Source organism: Pseudomonas sp. UBA1879 (genome assembly GCF_002338065.1).
Lineage (GTDB): Bacteria > Pseudomonadota > Gammaproteobacteria > Pseudomonadales > Pseudomonadaceae > Aquipseudomonas.
On record NZ_DDHJ01000011.1, the window covers coordinates 129,559 to 142,247 of the forward strand.

General features: G+C 60.5%; 13 protein-coding genes. 6 read left to right on the forward strand and 7 right to left on the reverse strand.

From position 1 onward, the window contains the following. Positions 1 to 73: 73 nt before the first annotated feature. The 5 genes from B3N48_RS11130 to B3N48_RS11150 form a co-directional block, all read right to left on the reverse strand. Positions 74 to 760 (reverse strand): C40 family peptidase, encoded by a 687-nt coding sequence (locus B3N48_RS11130; RefSeq protein ID WP_296183410.1) that lies wholly within the window; start codon positions 758 to 760, stop codon positions 74 to 76. 75 nt (positions 761 to 835) lie between these two features. After that, positions 836 to 1,600, reverse strand: coding sequence for an NAD-dependent deacylase (locus B3N48_RS11135; protein ID WP_296183574.1), 765 nt, complete (start codon positions 1,598 to 1,600; stop codon positions 836 to 838). Between the two features lie 8 nt (positions 1,601 to 1,608). Continuing rightward, positions 1,609 to 2,313: a DnaA regulatory inactivator Hda gene (gene hda, locus B3N48_RS11140; protein WP_296183411.1), complete on the reverse strand. Its 705-nt coding sequence runs from the start codon at positions 2,311 to 2,313 to the stop codon at positions 1,609 to 1,611. Between the two features lie 277 nt (positions 2,314 to 2,590). Further along, the gene (locus B3N48_RS11145) at positions 2,591 to 3,664 is read right to left on the reverse strand and encodes an AI-2E family transporter (RefSeq protein ID WP_296183414.1); all 1,074 of its coding nucleotides are present in this window, start codon (positions 3,662 to 3,664) and stop codon (positions 2,591 to 2,593) included. A 54-nt stretch (positions 3,665 to 3,718) separates the two neighbouring features. Continuing rightward, on the reverse strand, positions 3,719 to 4,789 hold the full coding sequence (locus B3N48_RS11150) for a DUF2066 domain-containing protein (RefSeq protein WP_296183416.1): 1,071 nt from the start codon (positions 4,787 to 4,789) through the stop codon (positions 3,719 to 3,721). 313 nt (positions 4,790 to 5,102) lie between these two features. On the opposite strand from B3N48_RS11150, the gene purM reads away from it, so the two are divergent. The 6 genes from purM to B3N48_RS11180 all read left to right on the forward strand — a co-directional run bounded on the left by purM (position 5,103) and on the right by B3N48_RS11180 (position 11,185). Beyond that, entirely contained in the window at positions 5,103 to 6,161 is a 1,059-nt protein-coding gene (gene purM / locus B3N48_RS11155) for a phosphoribosylformylglycinamidine cyclo-ligase (RefSeq protein ID WP_296183418.1), read from the forward strand. Next, entirely contained in the window at positions 6,161 to 6,871 is a 711-nt protein-coding gene (purN, locus tag B3N48_RS11160) for a phosphoribosylglycinamide formyltransferase (RefSeq protein WP_296183421.1), read from the forward strand. The genes purM and purN overlap by 1 nt, the downstream gene beginning before the upstream one ends. Positions 6,872 to 6,885: 14 nt before the next feature. Further along, positions 6,886 to 7,602, forward strand: a complete 717-nt coding sequence (locus B3N48_RS11165) for a DUF3108 domain-containing protein (protein ID WP_296183423.1) — start codon at positions 6,886 to 6,888, stop codon at positions 7,600 to 7,602. Positions 7,603 to 7,755: 153 nt separating this feature from the next. Beyond that, positions 7,756 to 9,567 (forward strand): di-heme-cytochrome C peroxidase, encoded by a 1,812-nt coding sequence (locus B3N48_RS11170; protein ID WP_296183425.1) that lies wholly within the window; start codon positions 7,756 to 7,758, stop codon positions 9,565 to 9,567. Then, positions 9,564 to 10,730, forward strand: coding sequence for a catalase family protein (locus B3N48_RS11175; RefSeq protein WP_296183427.1), 1,167 nt, complete (start codon positions 9,564 to 9,566; stop codon positions 10,728 to 10,730). The genes B3N48_RS11170 and B3N48_RS11175 overlap by 4 nt, the downstream gene beginning before the upstream one ends. 263 nt (positions 10,731 to 10,993) lie before the next feature. Next, entirely contained in the window at positions 10,994 to 11,185 is a 192-nt protein-coding gene (locus B3N48_RS11180; RefSeq protein WP_296183430.1) for a hypothetical protein, read from the forward strand. Between the two features lie 52 nt (positions 11,186 to 11,237). Here the strand turns inward: B3N48_RS11180 and B3N48_RS11185 are convergent, their stop codons facing one another. After that, positions 11,238 to 11,783 carry a DUF2058 domain-containing protein gene (locus tag B3N48_RS11185; protein ID WP_296183432.1) on the reverse strand — a complete coding sequence of 182 codons (546 nt, stop codon included), beginning with the start codon at positions 11,781 to 11,783 and terminating at the stop codon, positions 11,238 to 11,240. Positions 11,784 to 11,808: 25 nt separating this feature from the next. Beyond that, complete coding sequence (mazG, locus tag B3N48_RS11190) at positions 11,809 to 12,642, reverse strand: nucleoside triphosphate pyrophosphohydrolase (RefSeq protein WP_296183436.1); 834 nt, start codon at positions 12,640 to 12,642, stop codon at positions 11,809 to 11,811. Between the last annotated feature and the right edge of the window lie 47 nt (positions 12,643 to 12,689).

Consider the following 12,689-nt stretch of genomic DNA (forward strand, 5'->3'; position numbering starts at 1 on the left):
CTAGGATGCGGCCTATCCTGCCGGGGTCCGAAGCGGCGCGCAATCAGGATTTTCCCGATTGCGCGGGATGTACTTAACGGTGTTGACGCTTGAGGGTCGTCGAGGTCATCGCGGTCGTGGTTTCCGGAACCTGGGAAGGTGCCATGGCCAGCGCGCGCTTGGCTTCGATGAACGTCCGGGCCCAGTAGGCGTCGTCGAGGCTGTCGACGCGCACGCCGCCACTGCGACGACTGCTGGAATGGATGAACTGGTCATCGCCCAGATAGATGCCGGCATGGCTGACACGGCCACGGCCTGCGGTGCTGAAGAACAGCAGGTCGCCTGGCTTGAGGTCGTTGCGCTTCACCAGAGGGGCATCGATGTTGATCATTTCGCGGGAAGAACGCGGCAGGCTCATGCCGGCCTCTTCGCGGAACAGGTAGCCGATGAAACCGCTGCAATCGAAACCGGACGTGGTCGAAGTACCGCCGAAACGGTAGCGGGTCCCGATCAACGATTTACCACGTTCGAGAATACTGTCAGCCAATACTGGCAGCCGGTAGGGCTTGTTGTCGGAGAACTGGGCCAGTTCATCTTCGGTGGCGATTTCGTCATCCAGTACGGAGGCGGAATAATCGGCACGCTTGGCGGTTTGCGCCGTGGCAGAGTCCCGGAATTGTGGATTCTGCGACTGCTGTTGCGACGCTGGCATCTGGGCCGCGCAGCCGAACAGCAGCGTTACGAGTGCGAGAGGCACGAGGGGTGCGAAGCGATTTAGCATGGGCACGACCGTGGCGTATGTGTAAAGAAGCCGAGACTATGCCCTCAATCGTCATCATTTGCAAATTCAATCGAATCAAATGTGACTTAGCAGGTCGCTCATCACATCTAAGGCTCTACACCTCAGAAATACATCCATGTGGATGGAGTGATCCGTCAACGAAGGATTGATCTCGGCAGTAAAGCCTCCCGCCACCCGCGTGCGCAACATCGGCTCGTGAATATAAGGGAAGCTAGCAGTGGTTCCGATGCTGAGCACAGCGTCAAAGCCTTTTGCCATCTCTTCATACAGCACATTCAATGCCAGCTCTGGCAACATCTCCTCAAACAACACGACCGGTGGTCGCAATATGCCATGACACCGCGCGCACAAAGGCGGCAGCGGTCGTTGCAGGTGCTCGCTGAAAAGCGGGTCTTCGGCGCCACAGGACTGGCAATAGAGCGGCGCCAACTGACCGTGAATCTCGATCAACCGCTCCGGCGGGCTCCCCGCCGCGCGATGATAGCCGTCGACGTTCTGCGTCAACACCCAACACCCCGGTTTGCGCCGTTGCAGCTCGGCGATCGCATAATGCGCCGCATTGGGTTCTCCGCCGAGGCACGCGCTGCCTAATTGGGCAATGTATTTCCAGCACAGGGCCGGATCGTCGCGCAACATCGGCCCGGACAATGCCCTTTCGATGGGCAGCCCGTCATCGGTGTGACCGTTATAAAGGCCGCCTACGCCGCGATAAGTCGGCAGCCCGGAATCCGCCGACAGCCCGGCGCCGGTAATGATCAAAATGCGTTCGGCGTGGCGTAAGGCTGCTGCGGTCTGCAGCACGAGTGCCGGATCAACCAGCGGCGAGTTCACCAGCCCAGGGTCTCTTTCAGGAAGGGAATGGTCAGTTTGCGCTGCGCCTGCAACGAGGCCTGATCGAGTTCTTCGAGCAGGTCGAACAGCGCGCTCATGCTGCGCTTGCCCCGGGTAAGGATGAAATGCCCGACTTCATCTGTGAGGTGCAGGCCCCGGCGGGACGCGCGTAATTGCAGGGCACGAAGTTTTTCTTCGTCGGACAGCAGGCGCATCTGGAACACCAGCGCCATGGTCAGTCGCGATTTGAGGTCGGCCAGTTTGACCGGCAGTTCTCGAGGAGAACAGGAGGCGGCGATCAGCAGGCGACGGCCGCTGTCACGCAGGCGGTTGAACAAGTGAAACAGGGCTTCTTCCCATTCAGGTTTACCGACGATGGCCTGAATGTCATCGAGACACACGAGTTCATATTGCTCAAGATGGTCGAACAGCTCGACGCCCTCATCGATGACGTCAGCCATGGGCAGGTAAACGGCGGGTTCGCCCATCTGTTCGAAACGCAGGCAGGCGGCCTGTAACAAATGAGTGCGCCCTACCCCATGCTTGCCCCATAAATAGATGAGGCTTTCAGTCCACCCGGCCTCGGCTTCGCACAGGCGTTCGACATAGCCGAGTGCAGCGGCATTGGCGCCTGGATAGTAATTGATGAAAGTGGCGTCATCACGCAGACGCACACTCAGGGGCAGCTGAACTGGTTTCATGCTGGCTGAACGGCTCCGTGAAGAACCGCCAAGGGGCCTCTGTGTAAAGTGCGCAAAGTTTATACCCGCAGCACGGGCCGCACAATGCGGCAGAGGATGTGCAAAATCAAAGGCTTGCGTTTCTCTCGGGCCAGGCGACGGATTATGGGCGTCACACCGATACCCTGTAGGAGTGAGCTTGCTCACGATCACGCACCGCCAGACTCCATTTCTGACACGGATATGCCGCAATCGCGAGCAAGCTCGCTCCTACAAATGGGGTCGCGCCAGCCCCCTCCTACAAATCCGGATCTTCCATGCCGCCGTAGATATCCGACTCTTTATAGAGATCGTGCACATGCCGCACCAGCACCATGATCACGGCCGCTACGGGCAACGCTAGCAGGATGCCGGTGAAACCGAACAACTCGCCACCCGCCAAAATCGCGAAGATCACCGCCACCGGGTGCAAACCGATGCGATCGCCCACCAAGAGCGGTGTCAGCACCATGCCTTCCAGCGCCTGACCGACCATGAACACCGCGACGATCCCGAGCATCGGATACAGGTCGCCGGCGAATTGGAAGAAGCCCGCAAGGATCGCCGAGCCGATACCGATCACGAAGCCCATGTAGGGCACGATGGCCGCCAGACCAGCGATCACCCCGATCAACAAACCCAGCTCCAGGCCGACCAGCATCAAGCCCGCCGCGTAAATCACCCCAAGCGCCACCATCACCAGCAACTGGCCGCGAATGAACGCGCCCAGCACTTCATGGCATTCATCGGCCAGCGCTACGATCTTTTTCTCGCGATGACGGGGCAGCAAGCTGCGCACCTTGGCCATCATCACGTCCCAGTCACGCAATAAATAGAAGCAGACCACCGGGATCAGCACCAGGTTGGTCAGCCAGCCAATCAACGCCAGCGTCGAGGTCGTCGCCTGAGCCAGGATGATGCCGACGATATCGCCGGTCTGCCCCATGTGCTCGGAGATCGCCGCCTTGACCTTGTCGAACTTCCAGAACCCGTCCGCCAGTCCTAGTTTCGCCTGGGTCCACGGCAACGCGGTGTGCTGCAACCAATCGAGGATCTGCGGTGCCAGTTCGTACAGGCGATACAACTGCTTGGCGAGCATCGGCACCAGCACCAACAACAGCCCCATGAAAATCAGGGTGAAGAACATGAAGACCGTTACCACACTCCAGGTTCGCGAGAACTTCAGTTTCTCAAGTCGATCCGCCAGGGGGTCGCCCATGTACGCCAACAGCAACGCCACCAGAAACGGCGTAAGGATGGCGTGCAGCAGCCAGACAAACAGGCACAACAGGACAACCCCGCCCAGCCAGAACCAACGACGCGTATCAGTCATTACCGCCCCTTAACCCAAAATGAAATGCTTCATGCAACGCCGTTAAGAACCCGTTTACCAGCGGAAGTGCAGTGTTTGTGTCGCGGCCGGTGCAGGGACCGGCGCAGGCGCACCTGGCGTGGCACCAACGGCAGGCGTTTGCCCGGCATCGACCGGCGCAGTGGGCACTTCAGCCGCCGGCACTTCCTGCAATTTCGCCAGCGCCAATTGCGAACGCAGTTGATCGGTGCTGCCGCTTACGTCGAACGTCACCCGGTCTGCGTCTACCGATTTGAGGCGACCGCCGAACGGTTCGAGCAAGCGGCCCAGTTGCGCATAACGCTCCAGATTCATCCCCTGGACCTCCAGTGCCATGCTCGAAGACGCCCCCGGTTTGACGACGAACCTCGGGGCCAGACGCTGACTCACTGCCAGCAGCACGGCGTCAGCCAGTGCTGCGGAACTGGCGCCGGTCGCAGTGCCCTGCTCCGCCTTGTCGCCCAGCCACAGATGCCATTTGCCTTGCCACTGACCGCCATTTTCCTGCGCATGAACGGCGAGAATCGCATCGGAGCCGTAGCGCTCCGACGCCTGCTTCAGCGGCGCGACGTCATTGCCGTCCAGGGTCTTGGCATTACCGATGCCCTGCTCACTCAAGTCTGCCAATGGCAACCGCAGTGGCAGGCCCCGGTGCTGGGCAGCGCGGCGCAGTGGTTCGGCACTAGACTGACCGTCGCCCACCAGATTAGCGCCGTCGGTGGCGTCGTTCAGCCACCAGGCCATGATCACCGGGCGGTTCGAACCCCACAGTGACAAACCGGCCTGGCGCAAAGCGCGGTCCGTGCTCGCCGGATCGAAATCCACCTGCAACGACTCGGGCGGCCCGGCGTCGTAGCCGTACTGGCTGATGATCTGCTGCGGGTCTTTACGAACCTCGGCAAGGCCCGCCCCCTGAGCGGCCTTGGGGTCGCCGGTCAGACGAATGACCAGGGTCTCCAGCGCGGCCTGCGTGGCGCGGGTTTTCTCATCAGGGGTCTGCCCGCTGACCGGCTCGCGCACCTGATAGAGATTGTTCACCGTCTCGGCCAGGGCCGGAAGGCTCATCAAGGACAGACAACCTACGAACAGGCAGTTTTTAAGGCGCATAAGGATTCCCACGAAACAAAAATCGCAGCTGATAAATAGCTGCATGAACTTGACTGGCTCGAATCAGACCGCATGGCCATCCGAATCGCTCACTGTGCAGACGAACTTACACCTTTTGGCGTGACCGACGAACGGCTAAACCCTGAACGAACCGGTTATTTTTTCTTCATCCATGGCCCTGCCGGTCGGCCCAAGGATGGCCGCAGGGGTCTAACCCTGATAAAATCGCGCGCCTTCGCAGACCGGCGATGACACGGCCACGCGCCGCATCCACCTCGGTCGTTACCCCGAATCCCCCCTAAAGGCCTGGATCATGAGCAAGCAACCCTCCCTGAGCTACAAAGACGCCGGTGTAGACATCGACGCCGGTGAAGCATTGGTCGAACGCATCAAGAGCGTCGCCAAGCGCACCAAGCGCCCGGAAGTGATGGGCGGCCTGGGTGGCTTCGGCGCGTTGTGCGAAATTCCGGCCGGTTACAAGCAGCCGGTGCTGGTCAGCGGCACCGACGGCGTTGGCACCAAGCTGCGCCTGGCCCTGAACCTGAACAAACACGACAGCATCGGCATCGACCTGGTGGCCATGTGCGTCAACGATCTCGTCGTCTGCGGCGCCGAGCCTCTGTTTTTCCTCGACTACTACGCCACCGGCAAACTGAACGTCGACACCGCCGCTCAGGTTGTGACCGGCATCGGCGCTGGCTGCGAACTGGCGGGCTGCTCGCTGGTGGGCGGCGAAACCGCTGAAATGCCCGGCATGTACGAAGGCGAAGATTACGACCTGGCGGGTTTCTGCGTCGGTGTCGTGGAAAAATCCGAAATCATCGACGGCTCGAAGGTCGTGGCCGGCGATGCGCTGATCGCCCTGCCCTCTTCCGGCCCGCACTCCAACGGCTACTCGCTGATCCGCAAGATCATCGAAGTGTCCGGTGCCGACATCGAAACCATCCAGCTGGACGGCAAACCGCTGGCCGATCTGCTGATGGCGCCGACCCGTATTTACGTCAAGCAATTGCTCAAGCTGATCAAGGACACCGGCGCGGTCAAGGCCATGGCCCACATCACCGGCGGCGGCCTGCTGGATAACATCCCGCGCGTCCTGCCCGAAGGCGCACAGGCGGTGGTCGACGTGGCGAGCTGGACCCGCCCGGCGGTGTTCGACTGGCTGCAAGAGAAAGGCAACGTCGACGAACACGAAATGCACCGCGTCCTGAACTGCGGTGTAGGCATGGTCATCTGCGTGGCGCAGGAGCACGTCGACGCATCACTGAACGCCTTGCGTGACGCGGGCGAGCAGCCTTGGGTCATCGGCCAGATCGGCGTTGCAGCCGAAGGCGCTGCACAAGTCGAGCTGAAGAACGTCAAGGCCCATTGATGTCCGGCGCAACCCAGCCTGACACCTCCAAGCCTGATTTACCCCAGCGTTGTGACGTAGTGGTGCTGCTGTCCGGCACGGGCGGTAACCTGCAAGCGATGATCGACCGCTTCCAGGACGGTTCATGCCCGGCTCGCATTCGCGCGGTGATTTCCAACCGCGCCGATGCCTACGGACTCGAGCGAGCGAAGCACGCGGGCATCGACACCCGCGTCCTCGATCACACCGCCTACGAGGGTCGCGAGGCCTTCGACGCGGCACTGGTCGAGCTGATCGATTCGTTCTCGCCGAAGTTGGTGGTGCTGGCTGGCTTCATGCGAATTCTCACCCCGGGTTTCGTGCGTCATTACCACGGGCGTCTGCTGAACATACACCCGTCATTGCTTCCCCTGTATAAAGGCTTGCACACCCACCAACGGGCGATCGAGGCCGGCGACACGGCCCACGGCTGCAGCGTGCACTTCGTCACCGAGGAACTCGATGGGGGCCCTCTGGTCGTACAGGCTGTTGTTTCGGTAGAGTTGCACGACACGCCTGCCACTTTGGCGCAACGGGTTCACGCCCGGGAACACCTGATTTACCCACTGGCGATCCACTGGTTCGCGGAAGGTCGTCTGGCTCTGGGCAAAGAGGGTGTCACACTCGACGGGCAGCCATTGGGCCCTCGCGGCCATTTGATCCCGGCCACTCAACCCGGCTCTTCACTTTAAAGACAGGAGATACCATGCGTCGCGCTCTGCTCTTCGCTTTCGCTCTGTTCGCACTCCCTGCAGTCAACGCGGCAGACCTTCAACCCTTCTCCGCCAGCTACACCGCTGATTTCAAACAGCTCCCTGTTGGCGGCGGCAGCGCCACCCGCAGCCTGGAAAAGAACGCCAACGGCACCTGGACCCTGAGCTTCAAGGCATCGATGATGATCGCCAGCCTGACCGAAATCAGCACGCTCAAGGTCGACAAGGATCAACTGCTGCCACAGACCTACCACTTCGAACGTGGCGGCCTGGGCAAAAGCAAAACGGTGGACCTGGTTTTCGACTGGCCGACCAAATTCATCACCGGCACCGACCGTAACGACGCGGTGAAAATCCCGCTGAACACCGGTGTTCTCGACAAATCCACCTATCAACTTGCGCTGCAGCATGACGTCGCCGCCGGCAAGAAGAGCATGACGTACCAAGTGGTCGACGGCGATGAAGTCGATACCTACGACTTCCGCGTGCTGGGCACCGAGAAAGTCGACACCAAAGTCGGTTCGGTGGATGCCATCAAGGTCGAGCGCGTGCGCGACCCGACGCAGAACAAGCGCATCACCGTGATGTGGTTCGCCAAGGACTACGACTACTTGCTGGTGCGGTTGCAGCAGGTGGAGACCGACGGCAAGGAATACAACATCATGCTGCAGGACGGCACGGTGAACGGTAAATCGGTGAAAGGCAGCTGATTCGCAGCCTTACCCGAGCCCCACAAAGAACCCGCCCGTCCCGGCGGGTTTTTTTTGGCCTGCGCGGTGGGCCAGTCTCCGGCATACGCGTGACTTGCCACAGCATCGCCGTGATGTCATAAGGACACCAAAAAACCGACAAGGATTGTTATCTTGCGCATTCTTCGCCGTGCATTGCTCCTGCTACTCGCCAGTGTGGTGCTGATTCTGGCTGTGGTGATCTACTACGTCGTCAACCCCAAGCTGCCTGACTACACGCCGGTCGAGCAGGTGCTGTATCAACACCAATGGGACGACAGCGACCGCCAGACCTATTACTTCACCCCGCAAGGCACGCAGATAAAAGGGTTGCATTACAACTGGTTCACGGCCTTGGAGATGCCGTTCTCCGAAGCGCGTTTCGCAGCGCCCGAACACCTCGCCCGCTTTGGTTTCCTGGTGGACCCCAAGCAGGTGCCCACATCGCTGAATCCCGGCAACCTGCCCGTTGGCTTCACGCGCCACTTGAACCCTGATCACACCGTCGAGTACCTGGACATTACCTGCTCCGCCTGCCACACCGGCGAATTGCATTTCAAGGGACAGGCCCTGCGCATCGACGGCGGCACCGCGCAGCATGTATTGCCGTCCAGTGTGCCAACGCTGCGGGGCGGCAGTTTCGGTCAAGCGTTGGTGGCCAGTCTTGTGGCGACCTATTACAACCCGTGGAAATTCGAGCGCTTCGCTCGCAACGTGCTGGGCGACCGTTATGAGGCCGCCCACGCGCAACTGCGTGATGAGTTCAAGCAGTCGCTGAACACCTTCGTCAAAACCGCCTGGAACGATACCCATCGCGGCCTCTATCCCACCGAAGAGGGGCCGGGGCGCACCGATGCGTTCGGTCGCATCGCCAACGCCACCTTCGGCGACGCTATTTCCCCCGAGAACTATCGCATTGCCAACGCGCCCGTGGACTACCCGCAGCTGTGGGACATCTGGACGTTCGACTGGGTGCAGTGGAACGGCTCCGCCAAGCAACCCATGGCGCGTAACGTCGGCGAATCCTTGGGCGTCGGCGCGACCCTGACGTTCTTCGACAGCGCCGGGCAAGCCCTCAAAGGCGCTGATCGTTACCCGTCCAGCGTGCGTGTACGCGATCTGGACACCATCGAACAGGCCTTACAGCGTCTGAAACCCCCGACCTGGCCCGAGCAACTGTTCGGCCCGATCAATAAGCCGCTGGCTGCTCAGGGCCGCGCGTTGTTCGCTGAGAATTGCGCAGGCTGCCATGTCCCTGCGAAAAGCCTGGTCGACGGCCGCACCGTGCAGTACCTGAACATGATCCCGGTGACGAAAGTCGGCACCGACCCCAACACCGCCGACAACATCGCCAACAACCATTACGACGTCAGCGCGCTGAAGTGGACCCAGGCCGAACTGGACCAACTGACCAATGTCCATCTGGTCCCGAAACCGACAGCCCCGCTGGACACACATAATGTGACGTCCGCCAAGGCGCTGGCTTACATCACCGCTTACGTGGAAAACAACGCCTACAACGCAGCGAACGTGCCTGTTGCTGATCGCCCTGCCATGGACGGTTTCGGCCTGCCGATCGCTGTCCAGGAACTGCGCGCCTATAAAGCCAGGCCGCTGGACGGCGTCTGGGCGACGCCGCCTTTCCTGCACAACGGCTCGGTGCCGACGATCTATCAATTGCTCTCGCCTCAGGACGAGCGCAGCACGACGTTCTACAAAGGCACCTTCAACTATGATCCCTTGCATTTGGGCTACGAAACGACCGCGTTCAAAAACGCCTTTCTGTTCGACACCCGAACACCCGGCAACCACAACAGCGGTCACGAATTCCGCGACGGCCAGCAGATCAACGGCGTGATCGGACGCGGTTTGCAGCCCCAGGAGCGCTGGGCGCTGCTGGAATACCTGAAAGTGTTGGGCGGCCCGTTGGAGCAGCAATTGCCATGATCACTCGACATCGCGACACGCAACACTCCCTGCCCGCGCGTCTGTGGCTGCGCTTGGGTGCATTTCTGGGCAAGGCCCTGCTGTGGCTGATCGGCCTCGGGCTTTTAGGTTGGCTGGCGTCGAGCGCCTGGTTCGCCTGGCAACACAGCGGCCGGGTCTCGACAGAAGAGCAGATCCCGCCCGGTGAAGCGGCCATGACCCAGGGCATCATTCAAACCGCCGTGCGCATCGTCGACCAGCATCGCGAACCTACGCGCTACCTGCGCGATGCCCATGCCAAGGCCCACGGCTGTGTGAAAGCCGAGGTCAGCGTGCTGGCGAACCTGGACCCGGCCTTGCGCCAGGGCGTGTTCGCCGAACCGGGCAAAACCTGGCAAGCGGTCATGCGCCTGTCCAACGGCAACGCCTACCCGCAGTTCGACAGCATTCGGGATGCCCGAGGCATGGCGCTCAAGTTGCTCGATGTGCCTGGCAAACAACTGCTGGCCGATCAGCCGACGCGGGCCGAACAGGATTTCGTGATGTTCAGCCACCCGAATTTCTTCGTCAGCGACGTGGCCGAATATGCCCAAAACATCAGCGCTCAGGCCGACGGCCAGAAGGTGCTGGCGTTTTTTCCCCGCCTCGACCCGCGCAGCTGGCAAGTACGGCATCTGTTCATCGCCCTGGCAACGCTCTCGTCAGCACCGATCAGCCCGACGCAGACCACTTACTACTCGGTATCCCCCTACAAGTTCGGGGCCGCGAACGCCAAATTCCGGGTGGCCCCTGACCCGCAGAGCTGTCCGCCCTACGCGGTGCCGAAACAGAACCAGGACCTGCCCAACTTCCTGCGCAGCGCCTTGAATCAACAGCTGTCCACCGACCGCATGCCAGCGTGTTTCGTGTTGCAGATTCAGCGGCAAAACCCGCAGGCATTCATGCCCATCGAAGACACCAGCATCGAATGGAAGGAAAGCGATGCGCCGTTCGAGACCGTGGCCAGTGTCAGGGTCGCGCCCCAGGATTTCGATACGCCCGCGTTGAATCTGGCCTGCGACAACCAGTCCTTCAACCCATGGTTCGGGACCGAAGCGCATCGCCCGATCGGTGGCATCAACCGTTTGCGCAAGGCCGTATACGAGGCAGTCAGCGACTATCGTCATGCGCGTAACGCCCAGTAGTCTCGCAGCAAATCCGGCGGCCAATGACGCCGGGTTTGTGACGGATTCTGTTCCCCGCGTCTTTATGAAAGATTCTTCATGGCCTTCAAATGAGTGCGACAAAACGCCGCAGAGCCTTCGGAAACAGTCACTTGGCTGACTGTTACGAAATCTGCAAATAACTGTTGCAGAAATGGCTCGTTTACTTAGCAGGCTACGCAAATTTATAAAGAAGCCACTGCGACGTCCTGCCGCAGATTTTCAAAGAGTCAGGAGTCTCCACTATGACGGTAACTGTTACTGAACGCGACGAGTCCCATATCTCCCACGAAAGCATTGCAGATGGTATTCAGATCTGGGATGTTCGCCAGCAAGACCAACTGGTCGGGATGTTCCACCACGAATCGGACGCACAGCGTTACGCAGCAGAGCTGGCGGAGCTGGAAGCCAAGAAGGCAGCGAGCAACTCGCAATAACGGAATCGCGACAAAACAAAACCCGCCTCGGCGGGTTTTGTTGTGTTAAGGGCTACCACATCAGATCGTCAGGGATCTTGTAGGCCGCGTATGGATCGTCGCCATCGGCCGGCTCTTCCGTCGGCTCGCTGAGCATCACGATGCGACGCGGGTCGCGTTCCTGAACTTTGAGGGCGGCCTCGCGCGGGATCACTTCATAGGTGCCGCCGTGATGCACGATGGCCAGCGAGCCGTTGCTCAGCTTGCTGCGCATCAGCGCATTGACCGACAGGCGCTTGACCTTTTTGTCGTCGACGAAGTTGTAATAGTCCTCGGTGGTCAGCTTCGGCAAGCGAGTCGCTTCGATCAACTGCTTCACCTGCGCGGCACGGGCTTTCTGCTCGGCCTTCTCCTGCTGCTGGCGGTTCAACTCCTGGTCGCGCTTGGCTTTCTCGGCCATGGCCTCCTGAGCAGCGCGCTGCGCGGCATCGTCAGCCACAGCCTGACCTTTGTGCACCAGACGTTGCTCTTTCTGCTTGGTCTTGGCGACCTGTTTGGCCTGCTTCTCGTTGACCAGCCCTGCCTTGAGCAACTGGTCACGAAGGGAAATACCCGCCATTTATCTTCTCTCTCTCAATAGTCACTCAACCGCAGTTGGGCGTGTTCTTTTCCTGGCGCTTGGCTTCGCCCCAGAGCGCATCCATCTCTTCGAGGCTGCAATCTTCGATGGGGCGGCCAGTATCGCGCAAGGCGTGTTCGATAAAACGAAAGCGCCGCTCGAATTTGCCGTTGGCGGCGCGTAAGGCATGCTCCGGATCGACCTTCAAATGACGCGCCAGATTCACCACCACGAACAGCAAATCGCCGATTTCCTCGTGGATGCCTGCGGAGTCAGCGTCGGCCATGGCCTCAAGGACTTCTTGCAGCTCCTCGCGCACCTTGTCGACCACCGGCAGCGCCTCGGGCCAGTCGAAACCGACCTGCGCCGCGCGCTTCTGCAACTTGGCCGCCCGCGACAACGCAGGCAACACAGCCGGCACGTCGTCGAGCAACGACAACTGCTCAGGCACATGCGCCTTTTCAGCACGCTCCTCGGCCTTGATCGCCTCCCAGCGTTGCTTGACTTGCTCTTCGCTCAGGCGCGGTGTCTCCAGCGGCGCGTACAGATCACCGGTAGGAAACACGTGGGGGTGGCGACGAATCAGCTTGCGAGTGATGCCGTCGACCACACCCTCGAATGCGAAGCGCCCTTCTTCCCTCGCCAGTTGGCAGTAATACACCACCTGAAACAGCAGATCGCCCAATTCCCCGCGTAGGTCATCGTAATCGCCACGCTCAATGGCGTCGGCCACTTCGTAGGCTTCCTCGAGGGTGTGCGGCACGATGGTGGCGTAATTCTGCTTCACGTCCCACGGGCAACCGTACTGCGGATCGCGCAGGCGGGCCATCAGGTTCAGCAGATCATCCAGGGTATACATTCAAAGAATCTCTTCACTCTCAGCGGCAAGCCACGAGCCGCAGGCTG